This window comes from Pristimantibacillus sp. Z349TD_6 (genome assembly GCF_056173205.1).
Genome location: NZ_CM149662.1, coordinates 1,822,792 through 1,845,945 on the forward strand (window position 1 = coordinate 1,822,792; position 23,154 = coordinate 1,845,945).

At 46.0% G+C, this 23,154-nt stretch carries 22 protein-coding genes; 15 read left to right on the forward strand and 7 right to left on the reverse strand.

The window, feature by feature from the left end; all coding sequences use genetic code 11:
* Nucleotides 1-21: 21 nt before the first annotated feature.
* From pdxR to AC0VYE_RS07915, 9 genes are all read left to right on the forward strand, one after another.
* Nucleotides 22-1,425 (forward strand): MocR-like pyridoxine biosynthesis transcription factor PdxR, encoded by a 1,404-nt coding sequence (gene pdxR / locus AC0VYE_RS07875; RefSeq protein WP_475447109.1) that lies wholly within the window; start codon nucleotides 22-24, stop codon nucleotides 1,423-1,425.
* 91 nt (nucleotides 1,426-1,516) lie between these two features.
* On the forward strand, nucleotides 1,517-1,906 hold the full coding sequence (locus AC0VYE_RS07880) for a tautomerase family protein (RefSeq protein WP_475447111.1): 390 nt from the start codon (nucleotides 1,517-1,519) through the stop codon (nucleotides 1,904-1,906).
* Nucleotides 1,893-2,300 carry a VOC family protein gene (locus AC0VYE_RS07885; RefSeq protein ID WP_256710883.1) on the forward strand — a complete coding sequence of 136 codons (408 nt, stop codon included), beginning with the start codon at nucleotides 1,893-1,895 and terminating at the stop codon, nucleotides 2,298-2,300. Before AC0VYE_RS07880 ends, AC0VYE_RS07885 begins: the two co-directional genes overlap by 14 nt.
* 184 nt (nucleotides 2,301-2,484) lie before the next feature.
* Complete coding sequence (locus AC0VYE_RS07890) at nucleotides 2,485-3,048, forward strand: hypothetical protein (protein WP_475447113.1); 564 nt, start codon at nucleotides 2,485-2,487, stop codon at nucleotides 3,046-3,048.
* A gap of 362 nt (nucleotides 3,049-3,410) precedes the next feature.
* A complete protein-coding gene (locus AC0VYE_RS07895) occupies nucleotides 3,411-4,613 on the forward strand; it encodes a GTP-binding protein (protein ID WP_076267970.1) in 1,203 nt (400 codons plus the stop codon).
* A gap of 169 nt (nucleotides 4,614-4,782) precedes the next feature.
* On the forward strand, nucleotides 4,783-5,832 hold the full coding sequence (locus AC0VYE_RS07900; RefSeq protein WP_475447115.1) for a LacI family DNA-binding transcriptional regulator: 1,050 nt from the start codon (nucleotides 4,783-4,785) through the stop codon (nucleotides 5,830-5,832).
* A gap of 249 nt (nucleotides 5,833-6,081) precedes the next feature.
* Nucleotides 6,082-6,540 (forward strand): VOC family protein, encoded by a 459-nt coding sequence (locus tag AC0VYE_RS07905; RefSeq protein WP_475447117.1) that lies wholly within the window; start codon nucleotides 6,082-6,084, stop codon nucleotides 6,538-6,540.
* Between the two features lie 58 nt (nucleotides 6,541-6,598).
* Entirely contained in the window at nucleotides 6,599-7,294 is a 696-nt protein-coding gene (locus AC0VYE_RS07910) for an SDR family oxidoreductase (RefSeq protein WP_475447119.1), read from the forward strand.
* A 30-nt stretch (nucleotides 7,295-7,324) separates the two neighbouring features.
* Entirely contained in the window at nucleotides 7,325-9,172 is a 1,848-nt protein-coding gene (locus AC0VYE_RS07915) for a glycoside hydrolase family 9 protein (protein WP_475447121.1), read from the forward strand.
* A 75-nt stretch (nucleotides 9,173-9,247) separates the two neighbouring features.
* On the opposite strand, the gene AC0VYE_RS07920 is transcribed toward AC0VYE_RS07915, so the two are convergent.
* From AC0VYE_RS07920 to AC0VYE_RS07935, 4 genes are all read right to left on the reverse strand, one after another.
* Complete coding sequence (locus AC0VYE_RS07920) at nucleotides 9,248-10,327, reverse strand: Gfo/Idh/MocA family protein (RefSeq protein ID WP_076267965.1); 1,080 nt, start codon at nucleotides 10,325-10,327, stop codon at nucleotides 9,248-9,250.
* A 34-nt stretch (nucleotides 10,328-10,361) separates the two neighbouring features.
* A complete protein-coding gene (locus tag AC0VYE_RS07925; RefSeq protein WP_076267964.1) occupies nucleotides 10,362-11,309 on the reverse strand; it encodes an AraC family transcriptional regulator in 948 nt (315 codons plus the stop codon).
* A 41-nt stretch (nucleotides 11,310-11,350) separates the two neighbouring features.
* Entirely contained in the window at nucleotides 11,351-12,355 is a 1,005-nt protein-coding gene (locus tag AC0VYE_RS07930) for a Gfo/Idh/MocA family protein (protein ID WP_076267963.1), read from the reverse strand.
* A gap of 160 nt (nucleotides 12,356-12,515) precedes the next feature.
* Nucleotides 12,516-13,367, reverse strand: a complete 852-nt coding sequence (locus AC0VYE_RS07935; protein ID WP_475447123.1) for a helix-turn-helix domain-containing protein — start codon at nucleotides 13,365-13,367, stop codon at nucleotides 12,516-12,518.
* A 132-nt stretch (nucleotides 13,368-13,499) separates the two neighbouring features.
* On the opposite strand from AC0VYE_RS07935, the gene AC0VYE_RS07940 reads away from it, so the two are divergent.
* Together AC0VYE_RS07940 and uxaC are read left to right on the forward strand one after the other, a co-directional pair.
* On the forward strand, nucleotides 13,500-14,792 hold the full coding sequence (locus tag AC0VYE_RS07940; RefSeq protein ID WP_475447125.1) for a Gfo/Idh/MocA family protein: 1,293 nt from the start codon (nucleotides 13,500-13,502) through the stop codon (nucleotides 14,790-14,792).
* A gap of 21 nt (nucleotides 14,793-14,813) precedes the next feature.
* Nucleotides 14,814-16,220 carry a glucuronate isomerase gene (gene uxaC / locus AC0VYE_RS07945; RefSeq protein ID WP_076267960.1) on the forward strand — a complete coding sequence of 469 codons (1,407 nt, stop codon included), beginning with the start codon at nucleotides 14,814-14,816 and terminating at the stop codon, nucleotides 16,218-16,220.
* Nucleotides 16,221-16,235: 15 nt separating this feature from the next.
* On the opposite strand, the gene AC0VYE_RS07950 is transcribed toward uxaC, so the two are convergent.
* Nucleotides 16,236-16,490: a hypothetical protein gene (locus AC0VYE_RS07950; protein ID WP_475447127.1), complete on the reverse strand. Its 255-nt coding sequence runs from the start codon at nucleotides 16,488-16,490 to the stop codon at nucleotides 16,236-16,238.
* Between the two features lie 100 nt (nucleotides 16,491-16,590).
* Between AC0VYE_RS07950 and AC0VYE_RS07955 the strand changes: the two genes are divergently transcribed.
* Entirely contained in the window at nucleotides 16,591-17,325 is a 735-nt protein-coding gene (locus AC0VYE_RS07955) for an SDR family NAD(P)-dependent oxidoreductase (RefSeq protein ID WP_475447129.1), read from the forward strand.
* Between the two features lie 111 nt (nucleotides 17,326-17,436).
* Here the strand turns inward: AC0VYE_RS07955 and AC0VYE_RS07960 are convergent, their stop codons facing one another.
* The gene (locus AC0VYE_RS07960) at nucleotides 17,437-18,651 is read right to left on the reverse strand and encodes an aspartate aminotransferase family protein (protein WP_076267957.1); all 1,215 of its coding nucleotides are present in this window, start codon (nucleotides 18,649-18,651) and stop codon (nucleotides 17,437-17,439) included.
* A 144-nt stretch (nucleotides 18,652-18,795) separates the two neighbouring features.
* On the opposite strand from AC0VYE_RS07960, the gene AC0VYE_RS07965 reads away from it, so the two are divergent.
* Nucleotides 18,796-19,818, forward strand: a complete 1,023-nt coding sequence (locus AC0VYE_RS07965; protein WP_475447131.1) for a dienelactone hydrolase family protein — start codon at nucleotides 18,796-18,798, stop codon at nucleotides 19,816-19,818.
* A 1-nt stretch (nucleotide 19,819) separates the two neighbouring features.
* On the opposite strand, the gene AC0VYE_RS07970 is transcribed toward AC0VYE_RS07965, so the two are convergent.
* Nucleotides 19,820-20,692 (reverse strand): helix-turn-helix domain-containing protein, encoded by an 873-nt coding sequence (locus AC0VYE_RS07970; protein WP_475447133.1) that lies wholly within the window; start codon nucleotides 20,690-20,692, stop codon nucleotides 19,820-19,822.
* A 137-nt stretch (nucleotides 20,693-20,829) separates the two neighbouring features.
* Here AC0VYE_RS07970 and AC0VYE_RS07975 point away from each other — a divergent pair, with 137 nt between their 5' ends.
* On the forward strand, nucleotides 20,830-22,803 hold the full coding sequence (locus AC0VYE_RS07975) for a glycoside hydrolase family 127 protein (RefSeq protein ID WP_475447135.1): 1,974 nt from the start codon (nucleotides 20,830-20,832) through the stop codon (nucleotides 22,801-22,803).
* A 137-nt stretch (nucleotides 22,804-22,940) separates the two neighbouring features.
* Entirely contained in the window at nucleotides 22,941-23,147 is a 207-nt protein-coding gene (locus AC0VYE_RS07980; RefSeq protein WP_339207614.1) for a hypothetical protein, read from the forward strand.
* The last annotated feature ends 7 nt before the right edge of the window (nucleotides 23,148-23,154 follow it).

The window sequence follows — 23,154 nt, forward strand, 5'->3', positions numbered from 1 at the left end:
TCATGGGGTCAGGTGCTGCATATGATAGAGATTACTCCTTTACTCGATAAGCAGGGAAAACATCCTTTATACTCGCAGCTGTATACGTATATTAAGGATCAAATTGAATCTGGATTAATAGCTGAAGGGACTAAGCTTCCATCGATTCGTGAGTTGGCGCACTATTTGAAAATTAGCAAAAACACTGTAGAAGCTGCTTATCAGCAGCTGATTGCAGAAGGGTATGTGGATAGTAAAAGTCGTAATGGGATAAGAGTGCTGCCGTTAGAGGATGTGAATACAAATCGAGATTCAGTTCAAGTAAGTTTCACTAAAGATGTTAATTGGAAAAGGTATCGGTATGATTTTAACTATGGTGATATTGAATGGCATCGCTTCCCGATGAAGATATGGAAAAAATGTTTGTCGGATGGTTTAAATGGAGACCCTTATCGAACTTTGGGTTATGGACATCCACAAGGAGAAGAGGAGCTTAGGGAAGAAATTGCAAAATACGTATTTCAATCTCGCGGAGTATCGTGCAGCCCCAATCAAATTATCATTTGTTCAGGAACACAACCTGCCATTAGCATGTTATTGCAGTTTTTGTCTCTAGGGGGGAAAAACATAGCAATGGAAGAACCCGGCTATAATGGCGTTCGAACGATTTTTAAAAATCATGGCTGCGAAATTACGCCCATTTCGGTCGATTCTGATGGCTTGAACATAGAAGAGCTGCAATCAAGCAGCGTCAACGCAGTGTATGTGACACCATCACATCAATTTCCATTAGGCATGGTGATGTCAGTACAGAAACGAATGAAGCTGCTCCAGTGGGCAAACCAAAACGACGCTGTCATTATTGAGGATGATTACGATAGTGAGTTTCGATATGTTGGCCAGCCGATTCCCTCTCTTAAAGCATTGGACTCAGGAGAACGTGTCGTTTATTTGGGGACATTTTCAAAATCGTTTTTGCCTGCTGCCCGGTTAAGCTATATCGTCTTGCCAACAAACATGCTAGAAAAGCAGGATGAGATATTTTCCGTTTACAGTCAGCCTGCATCACCAATCATTCAGCAGGCCGTGTTTTTGTTTATGAATCGCGGACATTTTGCTGGACATATACGCAAAATGAGAAGACTGTATCAGGCGAAGCATAAAGCTTTAGTTGCTGCGATTTCACTGTATATGGGTGATCGTGTAAGTATCATTGGAAGCAAATCAGGACTGCATTTGCTGCTTGATGTTAAGGACAGAGAAAGCGTCCAACTGATCGAACAGGCAGCAAAAAATGGGGTTAAGGTGTATTCTCCGAATGTACATTGGATGGATAGTGAGCGCTGTCCGGCATCATTTGTATGGCTTGGATTTGGCGGAATGAGTGAGGATGATATTGAAGAAGGCATTCGTCTGCTAAGCCATGCTTGGTTTGGCTCAGCATAGGAGATTTATTCTAATTGCTTGTGCTATAATTTTACTAAAAATACAAGATTACACTAACAATCATTGAAAAAAGAAAGGTGTGATTAGTAGAATGGCTCAGGTCAAAGTTTTTGGACTTAAGGATCAATTAAATCCGATAAAACAACAATTATCAGAAGTTATTCATTCCTGTGTAGTGGATGTATTTAAAATGCCGCTCGATAAGAAATTTCATCGTTTTTTCGCAATGGAGAAAGAAGATTTTTATTACGCTCCTGGACGGACCGCAGCGTATACGATTATCGAAATAAGCGTATTTGAAGGTCGTTCCATCGATTCCAAAAAACAGCTTATTCGTTCGCTCTTTGATCACATTCAAGCACAATTGCATATTTCTCCTGAAGATATCGAAATAACAATTTTTGAAACTCCAAAATATAACTGGGGCATTCGCGGCCTGCCAGGGGATGAACTGCAGCTCTCCTATAATGTTAATGTGTAGTGCGCGTAGATTAGATTCTTCTGAGGCTAGTATTGCACCGTGGCTGTCGGTCAACAATGCGGCCGAGGCAATAACGTTTTATAAAGCGGCATTTAGTGCAGTCGAGCTTTATCGGTTAGAGGACGGTGACGGGAATATAGCTATTGCTGAGCTTTCCGTTAGAGGAGCGAATTTTTGGATTCAAGAAGAGGCTGCCGCTATACCCGCAATGGCAGGTCGTGGCTTCTTCCGGATGGTTATCACGGTCAACGACCCCGATGCCTTATTCGAATTGGCTATCGCTGCGGGAGCAACAGAAATTGCACCTATAAATGAAGAACATGGCTGGCGTATTGGTCGTGTAGCGGATCCGTTTGGCTATCATTGGGAGATTGGCAAACGGCTGTTTAAATAGACGAATGATAATAGGTCGATGAATCCAAAGCAATGGGGTCATCGGCTTTTTTTGTATAGTAATCATACACGTAGCGAGGTGCGAGGATATGAATAATTTCACAAAGGAACGAGAGGGATAGATGCAACTAATATCTCCCAATTACGTCTTTAACATTGCATAAATTCAATTGGGGGGCATTAAAATGAAACGTTTATGCTCAGTTTTACTCCTATTTGCAATTATCGCAAATGGTTGCAGCAAGGGGACGAGTGCAGAGATAGACACTGTTGATCAGCATCAGCCAACAAATGATGTCGTTATAGAATCAAACAATATGCCGAAAGAAATGCCAAATGATTTTGATTTCATGGTGCGTTACGGATACAGCGAAGTGAATAAAAACGAAATTAATACTTTCCTAGATACGGCTACAAAGGATTTAGTGATGAATGGGACTGCATCTGCAAAAATTGCGTTTACGACAGAAGAGATGCGCAGCATTTATGAGAAAATGAGAGAAATAAATATAATGGGAACAAAAAACTTAAAGCCTGCTGCTATAGGATGTGAACAGGTTCCTTACGGTGAAGACAGCTGGGAAGTTAGTATAAATGGGGAATCCAAGACATTTACTTGGTCCGAGAAATATTGCGAGTTAACAAAGGATGCAAAGCAATTGCTGGAACTGCGGCAGTTCATTCATCAAATCGTTGCAGGGAAGGAAGCCTATCAGAAACTGCCAGAAGCAGAAGGGGGATATGACTGAAGATTAGAGAGAATAAACTTGAATAAGGTGGAGGTTCTGGCTTGTGTGCATTCGTGCAAAAAAAATTTGTTGTACAGAAGCTTGGATTTGAAAAAGGGAATTACAAACAAAGCTTTTCTATTAAAAAATAATGGCAGCGATGGAAATAAATGCTCAATTTAGTTTGGTTTTTATGGAAAAACGATAAAAGGGACAAAAAGCATGATTGTTTAATTGTAATGAATACGATCTTGACGAGTGAGCGAGATATCGTTATACTCATTAAGCGTAATGATTACTATTAATCGATATGCTTTTTATTTGTTGTATAATCGTAATTATTACGTTTAATTCAAAGCTTAAATTAATTGGAGGTGCCAATGATGACTGTTAAAAAACTGCCTGTAACTGTATTGAGCGGATATTTGGGTGCTGGCAAGACGACGATTATGAATCATATCCTACATAATCGCGAGGGCTTGAAAGTCGCTGTTATCGTAAATGATTTAAGTGAATTGAATATAGACGCTAGTCTTATTAAAGATGAGGGAGGCTTGTCACGGACAGAAGAAAAGCTTGTTGAAATGTCCAATGGCTGTATTTGCTGCACGCTTAGGGAAGATTTGCTTAAGGAAGTAGAGAGCTTGGCGAAAGAAAATCGATTTGATTATATTTTGATTGAATCAACGGGTGTTGGTGAGCCTGTTCCCGTAGCTCAGACCTTCTCCTATATCGATGAAGAGCAAGGGATTGATTTAACACAATATTGCAGGCTTGATTGTATGGTGACGGTTGTTGATGCTTATCGCTTCTGGCATGATTACGCATCAGGTGAAACATTGCTTGATCGCAGTCAAGCCGTTGGCGAAGACGATACACGCGAGGTCGTTGATTTGTTGATTGATCAGATCGAGTTTTGCGATGTGCTTATTTTGAACAAATGTGATCTTGTTGATGATGAGGAATTGGCAGAATTAGAAGGGGTGCTCCGGACCATGCAGCCGCGCGCCAAGTTTATTCGTACTTCCAAAGGCGAAGTTAATCCGAAAGAAATTTTGAATACGTCGTTGTTTAATTTTGACGAAGCTAGTCGTTCAGCAGGGTGGATAAAGGAATTGGAAGCTCCATCACATACACCTGAAACGGAAGAGTACGGTATATCCTCCTTCGTATACGAACGTGCGAAGCCATTTCATCCGCAGCGTCTTAAAGCTTGGATGGAGCGCTGGCCAGAGGAAGTCGTTCGAGCCAAAGGTATCATATGGCTTGCGACTCGTAGCGCGTATGCCCAAAGCTTGAGCCAAGCAGGGCCTTCCATACAGTTTGGACCGGCTGGTTTATGGGCTGCTGCATTGCCGGATGCGGAACGAGAAGAATTACTGCTCGAAGACCCAGAGCTGGCAAACGCATGGCACGAGGAATATGGTGATCGTGTTAATAAGTTTGTGCTTATCGGCATCGCGATGAATCGTAAGCAGCTGACCGATTCGCTCGACGACTGCTTGCTGAGAGACGAGGAGCTGCCGCTTGACTGGAATGTGTTTATTGATGAATTTCCGAATGCGATGAATGATCAGATGTACTGATATTTCGGCTGTCAGTGTTGTTTTTATATAAGAAGCAGCCTCAGGGAAACCTTTGAGGCTGCTTCTATTTAAATATCTTTAAAGCAGCTTGCAATTATGAATTGACAGCGCTCCGGAACATTGGTACCATATTTTCATAAACGCGCGTTTACAGAAAGAGGGACTAGGATTGAGCAAGGAAATTAACAGTACGGAAATAGCTAAGCTGGCGGGTGTTTCCAGAAGCACGGTCAGCCGTGTGATTAACAATTATGCAAACGTTCCTGAGAAGACGAAGCAAAAGGTTTTAAAGGTCATTCAGCAATACAATTATTACCCAAATCTCTCTGCACAGGTGCTGGCAGGCAAACGCACGCGAACGATTGGTTTGTTTATGGCCGATTCCGGCCGAGTATCCGGCGACAGCATTTCAAGCTTGCTGCTTGCCCGGGTTATTGAAAACGCTTCTTCGCATGGATATTATGTGCTGACTCATATCGTTCACGATATGAAAGATCAGAATGAGGCTCGTACGATTAAGGAGAGCTTCTATCAGCGTAGAATCGATGGAGGCGTGTTCATTGGAGCAGCTAATCATGAACCGCTTATTGAAGAACTTATAGCCGAAGGATTTATGGTGGCAATCGTGGATCAGCACTTGCCAGGACGGACCGAATCCAATCGTATTGTGTTCAACTTTGACAACGAAACGGGCGTAGGGCAAGCGATTGATTATTTAGTCAGCTTGGGCCATGAGCGAATCGGCATGATTAACGGAGATATGAATAGATACTCCGGACCATCCAAGTGGCGCGGCTTTCAAGCAGCAATGGCAAGGCATCAATTACCGCTTGTGCAGCAGTGGATGCTGCCGGGAGATTTTAACGAATCAAGCGGCTACATGGCCATTAAGGAATTTATGAAATCCAAGATGGAGCTGCCGACAGCGATATTCGCGGCAAACGACAGCGTTGCATTCGGAGCTATTCGAGCATTGAAGGAATCCGGTATTCGCGTGCCGCAGGATGTATCGATCGTCGGTTTTGATGACCATATATTGAGTGCACATTCCAGTCCGGCATTAACAACGATTCGGGTTGATTTTGCAGACATGATGGACAAATTAACGAAAACCTTGATCTCCAGCATTGAGAATGGTTCGGGCGACTATCAGCCGGTTGCGGCAAGCACGGAGCTTGTTATCCGTGATTCCTGTCAAAGGGCAAGGGAAGATTCATAGTTAAGCCCTAGCCCTACGTAGTTAGAGGTCGTTATGATTTGCATAATGGCTTCTAATGTCAGGCTTGAACTGCACATTATTTTTTACTTTCAAATGAACACGCGTTCATGCGTTGTAGCTTTGTGAGAGGGGGAATGCGGATGTAGGTGAAGAAATTTCAATGAATTGGAGTATCGGGATATTGAATAGCGATTACACGGCTTTTACAGCACTTATAACGATAAAATCAACCTACAGGGGGAAACGGGCATGTATAAAAACTTGATTGGAACACGTACAGTAACTCAAATTGGACTATTAGTTCATGATATTGAAACAACGTCGCAGGCGTATGCTGATTTTTTTGGAATTGAAAAGCCGAATTGGTTTTGGACTGACACGGTAGATAAAGCACAAACGGAATACAATGGTGAATCGTCAGTGGCTCGCGCCAAGCTTGCTTTTTTTGATATGGGTTCCTTGCAGCTTGAGCTTATCGAGCCAGATGAACATCCAAGTACGTGGAGAGAGCATCTCGATAAGCATGGTGAAGGCCCGCATCACATCGCGTTCGTTGTTGACGGCATGAAAGAAATTGTAGCATCCATGGAGAAAAACGGAATGGCATTGGTTCAAAAGGGAGAGTATACCGGCGGACGATACGCTTATATGGATACTTTTAAAAATTTGAAGATCATGCTGGAGCTGCTGGAAAACGATAAAAAGTAAATGATCCGATAACGAGCTTCCCAATATAGGTGATGAATGAACAGGAGGAATGAGCAGTATGAACATATTAATTACAGGCGCCAATCGAGGTCTTGGCTTAGCGATTGCCAGTGAAGCGTGCGAACGAGGGCATTATGTGTTAGCTGGGGTTCGCAGCCCGGGATCATCCGCAGAGGGCTTGCAAGAGCTGCTCACAAAATTTCCGGATCAAGTAACGATCCTGCCGCTTGATGTTACGGATGAGAATTCGGTTCGCTACGCTTCCGAGCAAGCGCAAAACCGAGTTCGCAGTCTGGATGCGGTTATAAACAGTGCAGCGATATTGCTGGGACGGGATCAGAAGCTGGAGCAGCTCGACTTGGAGCAAGTAGAGCAATCGTTCCAGACTAATCTTTTTGGTCCGATCGTCGTGCTCAAGCATTTTTTGCCTATGCTTCGTCAAGGAGAGCGGCAAAGCATCATTAATATTAGCTCGGAAGCAGGAAGCTTCACAGGCGCTTATGGCGGCGACTATTCGTATGCGCTGTCTAAGTCTGCTCTGAACATGTTCTCAGCTCAGCTGCGGAACGAGCTTGCACCGCAAGGATTTGTTGTTCATGCGCTTCATCCCGGCTGGATCAGAACAGATATGGGAGGCGAGCAAGCGCCAGGAGATGCGACAGTATCTGCAGCTGGCATCTTGAACATCGTCGAGCGGAAAACGGAAGCAGATGCACTTTTTATTGATCATAATGGCGCTCCTATGAATCTGTAAACCAGAACAAAATAAAATTGGCGGTGGCTGATGCGCATACGCAGACGTACTTTGTATGTCATAGGCGGAATCGTTACTCTTTTGTTAGTCGTGACGATATCATTTCGACTGTTATCAGGGTCAGAAGGCGGGAATACATTGAATAAGCAGCAGGAACAAGGAAATGCTCCAATAAACAATGCTGAATTGCCAATTGCAACGGTACCTGACTCGCAGCCAGAAATTAAGCAAGGAACGCAAGTGAAGGTGGATCAGGTTGGCTATGGAACAGCGCATGCGAAGTTTGCCATCGTGGAGGGTGAACTGCCAAGCGGAACGGAATTTTCGTTAGTAGACAGCATTGGCAACACGATGTTTACGGGCAGCTTATCTGAGCCGCTTGTGGATGCAGCATCACAAAAGACAATAAGAAGAGCGGATTTCTCCAGCTTCCAAACGGTTGGAGAATATAAGCTGCTGGTCGCTGGGGCGGGCAGGTCTTATCCTTTTGTCATTGGAGATGCTCCGTATGATGATGCGCTCGCTACGCTGCTCAGATCTTATACATTGCAGCGTTCGGGCGTAACGATCGACGATCCGATGACGAAGCTGAAGCAGGCAGCAGGACATTTACAAGATGCGCAAGCGGAGATCTTCTTTGATGATGGAGTCTCGCATAAAGGTGATCTCATAGATGTATCCGGCGGCTGGTACGATGCTGGTGATTATGGGAAATACATACCTCCAGCAGCTGTTACAGTTGCTCAGCTGCTGCTCGCCTATGACCTCAATCCAGAAGCATTTCCTGCGGAACAGCTTAAGTTCCCTGAAGGGTTAAAGGCTGCTAATTCCTCGCTTCCTGATATTTTGGAAGAGGTGCGTTATGAGCTGGAATGGATGCTGCGCATGCAGCGTGCAGACGGTGCGGTTTATCATAAAGTGAGCGGCTCCGCATGGACTGGATTTGTTACGCCAGATACGGATACGCAAACTCGTTATGTATTTGGTTTGTCTACGTATGGCACTGCTCAATTTGCGGGTGCAACAGCGCTGGCGTCCCGAATATATAAACCCTTCGATGAAAAATTTTCAAATCGTCTGTTAGCTGCGGCAGAGAAAGCACAGAGCTACTTGAGCGCAAACGAAGCCGCTGCTTTTCGGCAGGATCCGATGCAGGATAACGGCTCTGGCGGATATGGCAAGCAAACCGATGCAGAAGAGAGGATGTGGGCACTTGCTGAGCTGTTTCGCACTACGGGAAACAGCAGCTATAGCGACGTGCTGACCAGTCGGTTTGATTATTTGTTGAAGAGCTCCCCGCAGGCAGTCAACTGGGCGAACGCCCAGCTGCTTGGTCAATGGGCATACTATCGTGCGGAGAAAGCGGATGAGCAGTGGAAGGAGCTTATTCGTAAAGCGGTGACGGATCGTGCGAAGGAGCTTGTTGCAAGATCAGAAGCAGACAGCTATTTCAATCTATTGAATGCAGAGGAATACACGTGGGCATCGGTGAAATCGGGTGCTGCTTATGGATGTATCCTTCTTATTGCAAATCTAATGGAGCCTGAAGAAGCTAGCTTCAGAGCTACAGCGCTTGAGCAGCTGCATCATGTATTCGGCCGCAGCGCAACGGGGTTTAGTTATGTGACGGGAATAGGCAGTCAATACCCGCTGGAGCCTCATCACCGCATTAATGCAGCTACTGGAGTATTGATTCCAGGTTTAGTCGTTGGAGGTCCGAATCGTTACGGCGGAGATCCTGATTTGGATGCGGTCAAGGATAGTCTTGCTCCTGCCATGGCTTATTTGGATGTAAGAGGCTCTTATTCGAGCAATGAATATGCGATTGATTATAATGCTCCTGTCATTTTATTGGCCTCTTTTTTCGCTAATGAGTAATTAAGTAGGGGAACAAAAAAGGAACTGCCCTGCAAGGTCTGTATAGACCAAGCGAGGCAGTTCCTTTTGTATAGCTTATAGATATACGGCTTTGCCGGTTTTGGATGATTCATAAATCGCTTCAAGAATTTGAGAAACGACAAAAGCTTGCTCTGGTGTAACAACAGGCTCAGTGTCCTCTTCAATAGCTTTCAGCCACATTCTCATTTCGAGATCAGCATCGCTTTCTGTTTTGCCATCGTAGAAAGCAACTCCGCCTGCATTCAGATCAACCTTAGTTGCAAATAGACGGCTGTGCTTCTCGCCATTAATGCGAAGGCCATCTTTCATGTCCGCGCCGCCTTCAGTACCAGACAACGTACATTTAGCTTCGTCAACTTCAAGTGTATTAAGTGCCCAGCTGGATTCAAGCACGATTGTAGCGCCGTTTTCCATAACGATCATACCAAATGCGGAATCCTCAACCGTGAACTTCGCAGGATCCCAAGGGCCCCATGCATTAGCAGCATTCTCACGTTGCGAAAGCTTGTGGTAAGAAGTACCAAGCACTACTTTTGGCTTGTAGTTGTCAAGCATCCAAAGCGTCAAATCAAGTGCGTGAGTACCGATATCGATAAGCGGTCCGCCGCCTTGTTTTTCTTCGTCAAGGAAAACGCCCCAAGTTGGAACTGCGCGGCGACGTACAGCATGCGCTTTCGCGTAGTAGATGTCACCAAGCTCACCAGCTTCACACAATTTTTTCAAGTGTTGGCTGTCTGGACGGAAACGGTTGTTGTAGCCAACAGTAAGTTTCTTGCCAGTACGGCGAGCAGCGTCAACCATACGTTGTGCATCGTGAGCTGTTTTGGCCATAGGTTTTTCAGTCATAACATGTTTGCCAGCTTCAAGCGCAGCAATGGCAATGTTCGCATGTGAATCGTTTGGTGTACATACGTGAACGACTTCAATGGAAGAATCGTTCAACAGCTCCGTGTAATCCGTGTATACTTTCGCGCCTTCTGCTCCGTATTGAGCAGCTGCGTCAATCGCACGTTGTTCAACGATATCGCAAAATGCAACAATTTCAACGTTTTTAAGTTTCTTCAAGCTTGGTAGATGTTTACCGTTTGCAATTCCGCCACAGCCAATAATAGCAAGTTTGTATACTTTAGACATGTTATAAAGCCTCCTAGTAGTATAATGAATTTTTTTATTGAGAAACGGTTTGACGAGCATTTCTGCGGTATTCGGAAGGAGTGACGCCGAATTTCTTGCGAAATACAGCGTGTAAATAGTTGCCGCCGGCAAAACCGGATAACTTAGCTATTTTCTCCACCGAATGCGAACTCTCCAGCAGCTCACGGCATACGACAGCTAGCCGAATGTCTTCAAGAATACGGCTGAATGTATGTCCGTGATGAAGCTCTTTGAATAATCGCTGAATTTGCCGAGAGCTTAAATTAAGCTTGTCCGCAACGTCCTCAAGCGTGATGAAGCCATCATAGTTAGCGTAAATATACTCCAAGGCGAGTCGATAACGATAAGCCTTCATATCCCGCGTTGGAAAATGCTTCTGTTCACTTGCTGTTTCATAAGCACGGACCGCTCGCATTAAAATCTGGATAACTGTCTGCTTAATGGTAGTATAGCTACCGACAAAATTATCGTTGCAAGCTTGATACGCTTCAAGAAAGCGAGGCATCGCTTGATGAAGATCCATTGTTGGATACAATGGAAGCGCCTTGAGCTTCTCGATACAATTGCGCGCTTCAGCAGCTTCCCAGTCGTCATAGGAATGAACATCCTCGCCGTTATTCTGCTCGGTGCGATCAATGATATCGACATGCAGACAAAGCTCATCCATCGCTTCAAGCGGGTCTGCTTCTTGATAATGCATGATCTCAGGTCCGGTTAAATAAAGCATGCCAGGTTTTAACGCATACTCCTGGTCGCTAATAATGACCTTTCCTTTGCCCTGCGGTATGAAGTGAAATTCATATTCCGCATGCTTATGAAATCCAATCATTCTGCCGGGAGGAAATTGCGTCAGATGGAAGCGCAGTACATGGATGTCGTAGGGTCCCCATCTGATGCACAGCTCCAGGCGTTCAAGCGCATCCTGGCGTTCATGCATGACCTCATACGGGAAGTTAGGCATGCCGATCACTCCTTGGAGTCGTTCAAATTATGTGTGTCGTATTACTCGCTCAGCTCATCGATGCGGATTGCACGGTGCTCATTAGCAGAACGGTTTGATGCTTCCATCAGCTTTGTTAAGTCAATGGCAAGGCTTACATTTTCGTCAGCGGACGTGTTGTTCTCGATGTGCTGCACCCATTGGTCAAATGCACTTTCTCTGTTCGGCGGAATCACTTGTGCCGTCCATTGCTCAGATGATTGTGCTCCTGGTGTAGAAGTGCGAAGCAGCAGCTGGCTCTCAGGATTGCCATACAATAGCGTTCCTTCAGTTCCATGCACCTCAAGCGTAAATGGTGAATGATTGTTAACGAAGCCGGCTTCTACGATTCCGATTGCTCCAGATGGCGCGTTCAATACCGCAACTGCGTTATCTTCTACTTCTTTGCCAGTCACATAACCAAAGTGAGCAGAAACCTCTTTTGGCATCTCATTCAAGAAAAGTCTAGTCAAATACATAGGGTGACAGCCCAAATCGATTAAAGCACCGCCGCCGCATTGCTCTAGGTTGTAGAAGTGTTCAGGCAGCCAGTTCGCTGTTGCTCCGTTATGTGAGAGACGAGCACGAACGAGTGTGATTTTTCCAAGTACGCCTTGTGACAAAATATCGCGAATCGCCAGTGTATAGCCGTCATTTAGACGAGGCAGCGATACAGTTAATTTTACATTATTTTTAGCTACTTCATCTAGTATAACATTTACTTCTTTAAGAGTTGGGGCAATAACTTTCTCTGTGAAAATATGCTTGCCGGCTTTAGCCGCTGCTACGATAACCTCTTGGTGTCTGAAGGTTGGAGCGTCAACAATAACTGCGTCAATATCATCGCGACTCAACATTTCATTAAGATCGGAATGAAAAGTAACGCCAAGCTTCTCGGCAGCTGCTTGACCGCGTTCCGCGATTTCGTCCCATACAGCAACGATTTCCGTACCAGGGTGCTCCTGAGCTTGCTTCGTATAATCCCATGCGTGTACATGCCAATAACTAATTTTACCGATTCGAATCATAGGTTCATCTCTCCCTGGGCATCTATTAGCGAATTTGCATTGCATATATAAATTTATGACAACAGCTATAATTTAACACAGTTTTATGCTTATTTTTAGTGTAATTTAATGACCATATTTGTATGAAATTACGACAAAAATTTGTTTCACTTAAATTCTCTTACCTATATTGCTTCCGATATTGACGCGGGGATAGGCGGGTTATCTTTTTAAAGGTTTTACCGAAGTGGGAGAAGTTATCAAAGCCAACCGCAGCGGCAATATCGGTAATGCTACTATCGGACTCGCGAAGCAGACGCTGGGCTTCTTTCATGCGGGTCAGAATGATGTAATCGGAGAAGGTAAAACCTGTCAGCTCCTTGAACATGCGGCTTAAATAATAAGGACTGATGAAAAAATGTTTTGCGACCTCGTCAAGCCGCAGCACCTCCCCAAAGTGAGCGTTAATGTAGCGGATAACCTCTGAAATTTTGGCATGCATGGGAGTTGCGTGGTGCAGAGGCACTGGCTCATGCTGCTGAATATGTCTAGCTGCAGTCAGCAGAAGCTCCGTTACAGCAAATGCAGGAAACAGCTCGAAGCCAGCAGGCTGCTGTCTGATCTCTGAGAGCGTTCTACTCATTAATTGTGCTGTCGCCAGCTGCTCTTGCATAGGCATACGAATAATATGGGATTGCTGTTCAAATGGCGTCAATAAGAAGCTGGCATGGACTCCTGCCAATTTGCTCAACATGGCATCATCAAAGTGTATGATGATTCGTTCATGAGCGGCATCGCCGGATTGCATCGTTTTGTGCAGCTCATGCTTCGAAATAAAGACGAGGTCGCCTTGCTCAACGGAATAGGAACGGTCACGTATAAAATAAATCCGCTGGCCTGACAGCATATAGTAAATTTCATAATAGTCGTGGTAGTGATTGTATTCCATCGTGTAAGGTGCTGTCCGCTTCGTATACTCAATGTATAGGTCGGAAATAGAGCCAAAGCTGTAGATGTCGGGCTGGATGCTCATTAGGGACGTACTCCTTTTGATTTTATCGCAAAATAAGCGGTGTTTGATCGAAATAGAGCAGGATATGCAGAGAATTATATCACTATCATGCAGTAATATGAAGGTAATTGGAATCGAGGAGGAATAATGAGTATGACAAAAAAACGGTATGTATTGGTAGGCAGCGGCGGCAGGGCAGAATTTTTCTACGGTGCGCTTGCAACCGATTTCAGAGAAACGTCGCAGCTGCTCGCTTTTTGTGATATTAACCAAACTCGGATGGACTATGCGAATCGCATATTAGTTGATAAATATAACCATGAGGCTGTAAAAACGTACAAGTCAAATGAATTTGAACAAATGATTGAGCAGGAAAAGCCGGATGCGGTCATCGTTACGAGCATGGATCGGACGCATCATACGTACATTATTCGTGCGCTGGAGCTTGGCTGTGATGTTGTAACTGAGAAGCCCATGACGGTAGACGAGAAAAAATGTCAGCAAATTTTGGATGCGGTTGAACGGACGGGCCGCAATGTGCGTGTGACGTTCAACTATCGGTATGCGCCGCATCATACGAAAGCAAGAGAGCTGATTGCTAATGGTACAATCGGCAAAGTAACCTCTGTTCACTTTGAATGGCTGCTGAATACGCAGCATGGCGCAGATTATTTCCGCAGATGGCATCGCAACAAGCAGAACAGCGGCGGTTTGCTGGTTCACAAATCGACGCATCACTTTGATCTCGTGAACTTCTGGATCGGCTCGCAGCCGGAGTCGGTATTTGCCTTTGGTGATCTCTTGTTCTATGGTCGCGAAAATGCAGAGCAGCGCGGGGAGACGCAATTTTATGAGCGCGCGACGGGAAATCCGCTAGCTGAGAATGATCCATTTGCGCTGCATTTGGACAAAAATGATCATTTGAAAGCGATGTATTTGGACGCGGAGCATGAGGACGGCTACCGCCGCGATCAAAGCGTGTTCGGTGACGGCATTAATATTGAAGATACGATGGGCGTGCTTGTCCGCTACAAAAACAATGCGATCTTAACCTACTCCTTAAACGCATATTTGCCATGGGAAGGTTACCGCATTGCATTTAATGGAACAAAGGGACGCATCGAGATGAATATCGTGGAACAATCGTATGTGAATTCCGGCGGCGAGAAATCCGATGAGGGCGCGCTGAAAGAGCAGTCGATTAAAGTATTTCCAATGTTTGCAGCTCCTTACGAGGTTGAGGTAGAGGAAGGCGTTGGCGGTCATGGCGGCGGCGATCCGGTATTGCTGAACGATCTGTTTGGAACGCCTGTAGAGGACCCATTCCATAGGGCGGCGAATCATATTGATGGAGCAAGATCGATTCTAACGGGCATTGCAGCGAACCGTTCTATCCAGACGGGACTCGCAGTACAAATTGATGAGCTGGTGAAATTTCATAACTAGGTTGCGGAGGAGGAAGCTTAAATGAAGCCATTTATGGACGATCATTTTTTGTTGTCAAACGAAACGGCGATTAAGCTGTATCATGATTTTGCAAAGGATATGCCAATCATTGATTACCATTGCCATTTGAGTCCGCAGCAAATTTTTGAGAATAAAAGCTTTGAGAACATTACGGAGGCATGGCTGTACGGTGACCACTACAAGTGGCGGGCAATGCGTGCGAATGGAGTAGAAGAGCGTTTTGTAACAGGGGGCGAGGGAGTAACCGATTACGAGCGTTTTGAAGCATGGGCCAAAACCGTTCCGCAAACGATCGGCAATCCGCTATACCAATGGTCGCATTTGGAGCTTCGTCGTTATTTTGACGTTTATGAGCTTATTAATGAGAAAAATGCGCCGTCCATATGGGAGCAGGTTAACGCAAAGCTCGCGACAGGCCAATTTAAAGCGCGTGATTTGGTCAATATGTCCAAGGTTGAGGTCATCTGCACGACAGATGATCCTGTTGATTCGCTGGAGTATCATATCGCGATCAAAGCTTTAGATGATTTTAACGTACAGGTGCTGCCTTCCTTCAGGCCTGACAAAGCGCTGGAAATCAATCGTCCTACTTTTCTTGAATGGGTTGGCAAGCTTGAAGAGGCGGCTGCAACGACGATCGACAGCTATGATGCGCTGCTTGATGCGCTTGAGGCAAGAGTAAAGTTTTTCGCTGAGGCGGGCTGCAAAGTATCTGACCATGCGCTGGACTATGTTGCGTATGCAGAGACAACGAAGGCTGATGCTGCTGCTATTTTTGCCAAAGCCTTGAACAAGGAAACGGTCTCCCTAGAAGAAGAGAAGCAGTACAAGACGTTCACGCTGCTCTTCTTGGGACGTTTGTATGCCGAGCGCGGCTGGGCGATGCAGTTCCATATCAATGCGGCTAGAAACAACAGCTCGCGCATGTTTGGCAAGCTCGGACCGGATACAGGATTTGATTCGATCAATGATAGTGATGTAGCTTACCCGCTCACAAGGCTGCTTGACGCGCTGGATATGGACGACGCGCTTCCAAAAACAATCGTTTATTCGCTAAATGCCAAGGACAATGATGTACTGGGATCCATTATTGGAAGCTTCCAAGGGGGCGGGGTGCCTGGGAAAATTCAACTTGGCTCTGCATGGTGGTTCAACGATACAAAAAATGGTATGCTTGATCAAATGAATACGCTTGCCAATCAAGGACTGCTTAGCCGCTTTGTTGGCATGCTGACCGATTCCCGCAGCTTCCTCTCGTACACCAGACATGAATATTTCCGGCGTTTGCTCTGCAATTTGCTAGGTGAATGGGTCGAGAATGGCGAGGCGCCGGAAGATATGGAGCTGCTGGGTCAAATGGTTCAAAATATTTCTTATCGCAACGCGAAAGCTTACTTCGGCTTCTAGCATGCTTGAAACGTTCTACAATTCCGCTGGCTCAGCGGGGGCTGTGGGACGTTTTTTTGTATCCAAGCGATAAGCAGCCATCAAAAATTTGAGCATCTGCGGTCCGGCTATATTCGCGGCTATGCCGAATAGCTCGGAATGCACTGCTTTTCGGCATAGCAAATAAAATGCCGCGCCGCCGATGAGCTCAAAGGCAATGAACTCCTTCCATTTCCAGGCGGGAACAATGTATATTTCAAATTCTTCTTTTTTGGCAGCTCGTGTACGCAAAATGGGAGCCCTCCTGCTAATTAGGCGCATTACAACCGTAACTAGATTATGCGGAGCAGCTTATCCATCATTCGCAATGATTTCAATAAGTATAATAGGAGTGATTGTATTGAAGAAAACAGCCTTCGTAACCGGAGCAGATCGAGGAGTAGGCTTGGCCCTCGTGAAATGCTTGCTTGAGCTAGAATATGACGTTTTTGCTGGACGATATGCGGACCATGTACCGCAGCTTGATGAGTTAAAAGAAGCACATGCAGATCGGCTGCAGGTGCTGCAGCTGGACATATCAAGTGATGAGAGTGTGGCAAGGGCGTTCAAAGCAACAGCTGCAAGGACGGATCAGCTGGATCTATTAATCAATAACGGAGCGATATTGGGAGACATTACAGCAACGGTGCTAGATCCGCTTCATTATGCGGAGATGCTTGATGTTTTTAATGTGAATACACTTGGGAGCTTGCGGATGAGCCAGACCTTTATGCCGCTCCTGCTCAAGGGAGAATCAAAGTTTCTGCTCAATATATCGTCGGAGGCGGGCAGCATAAGTGATTGCTACCGGGACAGCTGGTATGCGTATTGTATGTCAAAGGCAGCGCTGAACATGCAATCCAAGCTGATCCATAATGGCATTAAGCAGCTAGGTGGCCGTGTGCTGGTTGTGCACCCAGGCTGGGTGCAGACGTATATGCAGGGCAAGTTAGATGCTGCAGCAACGCTTACGCCTGAGCAATCGGCTTCCTCTATTCTAAAGCTAGTTGAAGCTCGCATAAGCTTGGATGCTGCGGCAGCAGATTGTGAATACGTGGATTATGCAGGCAATGCGCTGAATTGGTAGAAGCTTGAGTCGCGGATTCGATTGTGCAGCTGAGGCTAGCGCAAGAGCTCACTTCAATAAACCAGCTGATTCAGCGCTCGCTGGATCAGCTGGCTCGTTACGAATGAGTCATTATTTGGCAGCAAGCAGCTGACGGAAAGAGCGGCGCAGGATGAATATCATGAGATCGATATCCTTCTGCGTTACAATTAATGGAGGAACGAGGCGAATGGTAGATGAATTCAGTGCATTGATAAGCAGTCCCTCACGCATACAAATCGCAGCAAGCTCATCAGCGGTGTTCTCGGGTACGTCAAATGCGAGCAGAAGCCCTTTGCCGCGAATATTCGCAATCGGAAATTCGTGAGAAAGATCGCGAAGGCTGCCTTCTAGAAATTGGCCTTGCACCTTAGCGTTGTTTGCCAAGTTTTGCTCCAGCAGTTCCTGAAGCACGGCATAACCTGCAGCCATGGCAAGCGGGGCTCCTGTATAGGTTCCGCCTTGATCTCCCGGCTCAAATAAATCATATTTGCTTTTTGTCAGCATCGCCGCTAACGGAAAGCCAGCACCAATGCCTTTGCCTATGGTGATGACATCAGGCATAATACCGTAATGCTCATAAGCGAACAGCTTGCCTGTTCTGCCCATCCCCGTCTGTATTTCATCAAATATTAACAGCATGCCATACATATCGCATATTTTACGCAATCCGAACAAATACGCTTCATCTACGGAATGAACGCCGCCTTCCCCTTGCACGAGCTCGACCATAATTGCACAGGTGTTGTTCGTAACCGCAGCAAAGCAAGCATCAAGGTCATTAATAGGTACATGCTTAAAGCCCTCGACCTTAGGAGCGTATAGATCCTTCCACTTTGCTTTCCCAGTTGCAGACATCATAGCTAGCGAGCGTCCGTGGAAGCTGTTCGTTAACGTAATAATCTCATATGCTCCATTCAAATTAACAGAGCCATGTTTTCTTGCGAGCTTAATTGCACTTTCATTCGCCTCAGCACCGCTGCTTACAAAAAAAGCTTTATCCATACCGCTGACGCTGGTCAGCATCTCGGCGAATTCAATCATTGGTTTATTATAGTAACCGGGGCTTGCATGAACAAGCGTTGAAGCCTGACGTGACAATGCCTCCTGCAATACAGCAGGGGAATGCCCCAAGCTTGCAACCGCCCAGCCGCCGACAAAATCCAAGTAACGATTTCCATCCGTATCCCACAAAAACATACCCTTGCCTTTTTCCATCACGACGCTGGGACGGTGCGCCGTAAAAAGAACCGATTTCTCCGCCGTTTCTAACAATGCCTTTGTTGCTGACTTTTCCATCTGAATCATTTACGTGCCTCCCGGTTATTCATTGTATTGCATAAATATACAACATTAAGAATAAAAATTCAACTGCTTTGCTTGAATTTTCTTAAAGACAACAGAATGTGGGGAAGAGGACAACAAAAACGCAAACAAAGAGGAGAGATCACGATGTGGAATGGTGATTCTTATTTAACGAAGCTATATGACGAAGCCATTGCTCGGCATCAACAGCTTCGAACTCTGCAGCTCCGAAATGAACGCAGGCCGAAGCTGAAATCAGCGCTGCGAGAGTTGGTAGGCCAGTTCGAGCCTAATCCCGCACATATACCGAAGGTGCTGGAGCGCGTTCAATGCGATGGATATGTTCGCGAACGGGTGGAGCTGTCGGCTACGCCAGAGCTGACGTTTGCCGCGTATGTGCTTATTCCGAGTGATGTGCAGGGGCCGCAGCCGAGTGTGCTGGCACTGCATGGTCATGGTTATGGGAGCAGACAAATTGTTGGTTTGCGGCAGGATGGATCACAAGATGATGAAGACCCGGGCAGCCATCAGCATTTTGCTATTCAGCTTGTGAAACGGGGCATGGTCGTGATCGCACCAGACGTCATCGGCTTCGGCGAGCGCAGGCTCCATGCCGATCTTGCGCTTAATCCAGATGCGCCGAGCTCGTGCTACCGGCTGTCAACGCAGCTGATGATGCTTGGCAAGACATTGACCGGCCTGCGTGTATCAGAAGCGTTAAAAGCATTTCATTATTTGTCTGCGCGCAAAGAGGTTGATGCTGATCGGATTGGCCTCATGGGTTTTTCTGGCGGAGGTTTAATTGGGTTTGTGACGGCCGTGCTGGAAGCGCGCATAAATGCAACGGTATTGACTGGCTTCGCGAACACAGTCAAAGATAGCATCTTTGCCGTTCATCATTGCATTGATAATTACACGCCAAGTTTACTCGTTCACGCGGAGCTGCCTGAATTGATCGGATTAATTGCTCCGCGTCCGTTATTTCTTGAATCTGGAGAAAATGATCCGATCTTTCCGGTGGCAGGTTTTCGGAAGGCGGAAGCAGAGATTCAGGCCATTTATGAGGCGGATGGAGCTGGTGACAAGCTTTTAACGGACGTATTTCCGGGCAAGCATGAAATAAGCGGCCGACTGGCTTACGATTGGTTGAAGCAAACGTTATCGTCTTAAATTACGTCGTATATTGCTTGCGAAATTTCGTAGGCGGCAACCCGATTTGCTGCGTAAAGCAATTGGAGAAGTAGGGAACATTTTCAAATCCAACATACTGTGCGATTTCTGCGATCGGCCATTCTGTTTTGAGCAGCAGCAGCTTGGCTTGCTCAAGCCGATATTTGGATAAATAGTCGATAGGCGTCATGCCATACACCTGCTTCATGCAGCGGGTAATGTAGTTATAGTGAAAATTGAGAGCTTCAGCCATCGTTTTACTTGAAATTTCGAATCGATAATTATTTTTTATATAAGCCTCCGCTTTCTCAGCTAGGGTGACAATGGGGCTTGTATAGCTGTCATTTTGCCGCAGGTCCATCATGCGCAGCAGCTCCTCGAATGTCTGCTGCTGCGTCCAGAATGCACTCGACTGACGCTCTCCTCCAGCTTTGTTCAGCGTACGCATTAAGCGAAACGCTTGCTCTGGATAGGGGAGCGTCCATGCTTTCTGCAGGTGAAGGGAGTAAGGAGAAGTTAAGAAACGATTGTAATGCTCTTCTTGGTTAATGCCTGAGTGATCGAGCTCCGTTTGCTGCCATTCCCCCACCGCTTGAAAATGAACCCAGTAAAAGCGTGTTTTTTCCTCAGAAGGCTTTACGGAATAGTGATAGCGGTCAGGCAGCAGAAGCAAGGTTTGCCCGTCTGATAATTGCCATTTCCGCTCATCCTCGCCTATAAATAAGCAGCCATGTTCTACGATAAGAAGATCAAATACGCCTAGCTGCTTCCGGCTCGGATGCTGATCGCCCCGTTCGTGATTCGTAACGCCGCTCTCTAAGTAATAAGGAAGCGGAGGGGCTGCAAAATAAATATGCTCCGATGCTGCTATCATAATCAATTACACTCCCTGCTTGTGTGAAATTTTATAAGTATTTAGTTATTTTCGTTTGTATTTAAGTTTTATTTTAACCCATAAAATAGAGATCAGCAGTATGAAAGTTATTCATATCGGAAGAGGGGTTTTAATCAATGGAGCAAATCGCAAGCAAGGACCATGCCAAACCCGTATCACTTAAGCAGATCAATATTCAAGATTCTTTTTGGAATTATTATATTAATTTAGTTAGGGATGTTGTTGTACCCTATCAATGGGATGCTATAAATGATCAAGTAGAGGGAGCCGAACGAAGCGGAGCGGTTCGTAATTTTAAAATTGCGGCAGGTTTAGAAAAAGGGGATTTTTACGGCTTCGTATTTCAAGATACCGATGTAGCCAAATGGCTGGAGGCGGTCGCTTATTTGCTTGAGACAAAGCCAGATGCTGGTCTAGAGCAAATTGCTGACGAAATGATCGACATTATTGAAAAGGCGCAGCAGCCTGACGGTTATTTGAATACCTTCTATACGATTAAAGAGCCGGGCAAGAAGTGGACAAACTTGACGGAGTGCCATGAGCTTTATACCGCAGGCCATATGATTGAGGCTGGCGTAGCTTACTATAAAGCAACAGGCAAGAAGAAGCTGCTTGAAATTGTATGCCGCATCGCAGATGATATTGCTGTCGTGTTTGGTGATGGACCAGGTCAAATTGCAGGATATGACGGTCATCAAGAAATTGAGCTGGCACTTGTGAAACTATATGAGACAACGGGTGAACGCAAATATTTGGAGCTGAGCAGCTACTTTATTGATAAGCGCGGCCAGCAGCCCAGCTTCTTCGAAGCAGAGGCTGACCGCAGGGGCAGAACTTCGCATTGGAGCAATAATAAGATTCATATCGAAGCGGATTATTTTCAGGCGCATTTGCCTGTTCGTGAGCAAGAAGCAGCGGTTGGCCATGCAGTGCGTGTCGTTTATATGCTTGCGGGTATGGCGGATGTTGCACGCGAAACGGGCGACGAGTCATTGCTTGCAGCATGCCGCAGATTGTGGGACAACATAGCCTCCAAGCAGATGTACATTACTGGCGGTATTGGATCAATGGCGCAGGGCGAAGCTTTTTCATTCGATTACGATCTGCCAAATGATACGGTATATTCAGAAACCTGCGCATCGATCGGCCTCATTTTCTTCGCTCATCGCATGCTTCAGCTCGAGCCTAACAGCCGCTATGCAGATGTAATGGAGCGTGCTTTGTACAATACCGTTATTGCAGGCATGTCGCGTGACGGCAGACATTTCTTCTATGTGAATCCGCTGGAGGTAACGCCGGATGTATGTGAAGGAAGAAACAAAAACTTTAACCATGTGAAGCCTGTTCGCCAAGAATGGTTCGGCTGTGCTTGCTGTCCGCCGAATATTGCTCGCTTGCTTGCTTCGCTGGGCGAGTATTTATATTCCACAAAAGGCAATACCATTTATGCGCATTTGTATATCGGCGGAGAAATGGAGCTTTCATTAGGAGATACAAAAATCAAGCTTCATCAGCAATCCAATATGCCTTGGGCAGGGTCAGCACGTTTTGAGGTGACACTCGGCGAGCCGGCAGTATTCACTTTGGCGCTGCGTATACCAGACTGGTCTTCCAATGCAGCGATACTCATAAACGGAGAAGTGTATTCCCTTGCGAATCAAATCGTGGACGGCTATGCGCGAATTGACCGGGAGTGGACGTCCGGCGATATTGTGGAGCTTGCACTCGATATGCCTATATTACGAGTAAGAAGCCATCCGCTAGTGAAGCAAAATGCTGGTAAAGTAGCACTTCAGCGCGGACCGCTCGTCTATTGCCTAGAGGAGGCGGACAACGGGAAGCAGCTTCAGCAGCTGCTTCTGCCGCAGGATGCCAAGCTGGAGGAAACGTTTGAACAACATCTGATTGGCGGCATCCAAGTGATTAAGGCGCAGGCGCTGAAGCTTCAATTCGAGGATTGGGGCACTCAGCTTTACCGCACCAACGCAGACGCAGCTCTTGAGCCGACGGATGTTACGTTTATTCCCTATTACGCATGGGCGAATCGCGGCAAAGGCGAGATGGCGGTATGGGTGAAGGAACGTATATAGACAACTTGGAATTCCAGCATTTTTGAACGGAAAATAAGAACATAACTTGTCATTGCTAACCGAAAATTATTCGGGAGTAATCGCTTATCGCTCCCTGAAAAAACTCGATAGCTTACGAAACAGCGGACGCTTATGACATGAACAACACGAAGATTACCCATGAAGTCATCAGACAAGCTGGGGTCGATTATATCAAATGGATTCTGTACAACACGAAAGTGCCGGACTACGACATCCGTCTGGCGTACATGTCGACTCCGACCAAAGACAGCTACAAGGCCAAAGGTCTAGACAAGAAGATCGAGGAAGTAAACGCGAAAGCGAAAGAGCAAGGCATTGAATAAGATTAGA

Excerpts from the sequence above, each read along its gene's own strand:
- AC0VYE_RS07880 (WP_475447111.1), top strand. The coding sequence starts at position 1,517 with ATGGCTCAGGTCAAAGTTTTTGGACTTAAGGATCAATTAAATCCGATA.
- uxaC (WP_076267960.1), top strand. The coding sequence starts at position 14,814 with ATGAAGCCATTTATGGACGATCATTTTTTGTTGTCAAACGAAACGGCG.
- AC0VYE_RS07885 (WP_256710883.1), top strand. The coding sequence starts at position 1,893 with ATGTTAATGTGTAGTGCGCGTAGATTAGATTCTTCTGAGGCTAGTATT.
- AC0VYE_RS07980 (WP_339207614.1), top strand. The coding sequence starts at position 22,941 with ATGAACAACACGAAGATTACCCATGAAGTCATCAGACAAGCTGGGGTC.
- AC0VYE_RS07960 (WP_076267957.1), bottom strand. The coding sequence starts at position 18,651 with ATGATTCAGATGGAAAAGTCAGCAACAAAGGCATTGTTAGAAACGGCG.
- AC0VYE_RS07970 (WP_475447133.1), bottom strand. The coding sequence starts at position 20,692 with ATGATAGCAGCATCGGAGCATATTTATTTTGCAGCCCCTCCGCTTCCT.
- AC0VYE_RS07965 (WP_475447131.1), top strand. The coding sequence starts at position 18,796 with ATGTGGAATGGTGATTCTTATTTAACGAAGCTATATGACGAAGCCATT.
- AC0VYE_RS07920 (WP_076267965.1), bottom strand. The coding sequence starts at position 10,327 with ATGTCTAAAGTATACAAACTTGCTATTATTGGCTGTGGCGGAATTGCA.
- AC0VYE_RS07905 (WP_475447117.1), top strand. The coding sequence starts at position 6,082 with ATGTATAAAAACTTGATTGGAACACGTACAGTAACTCAAATTGGACTA.
- AC0VYE_RS07975 (WP_475447135.1), top strand. The coding sequence starts at position 20,830 with ATGGAGCAAATCGCAAGCAAGGACCATGCCAAACCCGTATCACTTAAG.
- pdxR (WP_475447109.1), top strand. The coding sequence starts at position 22 with ATGATAGAGATTACTCCTTTACTCGATAAGCAGGGAAAACATCCTTTA.
- AC0VYE_RS07910 (WP_475447119.1), top strand. The coding sequence starts at position 6,599 with ATGAACATATTAATTACAGGCGCCAATCGAGGTCTTGGCTTAGCGATT.
- AC0VYE_RS07915 (WP_475447121.1), top strand. The coding sequence starts at position 7,325 with ATGCGCATACGCAGACGTACTTTGTATGTCATAGGCGGAATCGTTACT.
- AC0VYE_RS07935 (WP_475447123.1), bottom strand. The coding sequence starts at position 13,367 with ATGAGCATCCAGCCCGACATCTACAGCTTTGGCTCTATTTCCGACCTA.
- AC0VYE_RS07940 (WP_475447125.1), top strand. The coding sequence starts at position 13,500 with ATGACAAAAAAACGGTATGTATTGGTAGGCAGCGGCGGCAGGGCAGAA.
- AC0VYE_RS07895 (WP_076267970.1), top strand. The coding sequence starts at position 3,411 with ATGACTGTTAAAAAACTGCCTGTAACTGTATTGAGCGGATATTTGGGT.
- AC0VYE_RS07925 (WP_076267964.1), bottom strand. The coding sequence starts at position 11,309 with ATGCCTAACTTCCCGTATGAGGTCATGCATGAACGCCAGGATGCGCTT.
- AC0VYE_RS07890 (WP_475447113.1), top strand. The coding sequence starts at position 2,485 with ATGAAACGTTTATGCTCAGTTTTACTCCTATTTGCAATTATCGCAAAT.
- AC0VYE_RS07930 (WP_076267963.1), bottom strand. The coding sequence starts at position 12,355 with ATGATTCGAATCGGTAAAATTAGTTATTGGCATGTACACGCATGGGAT.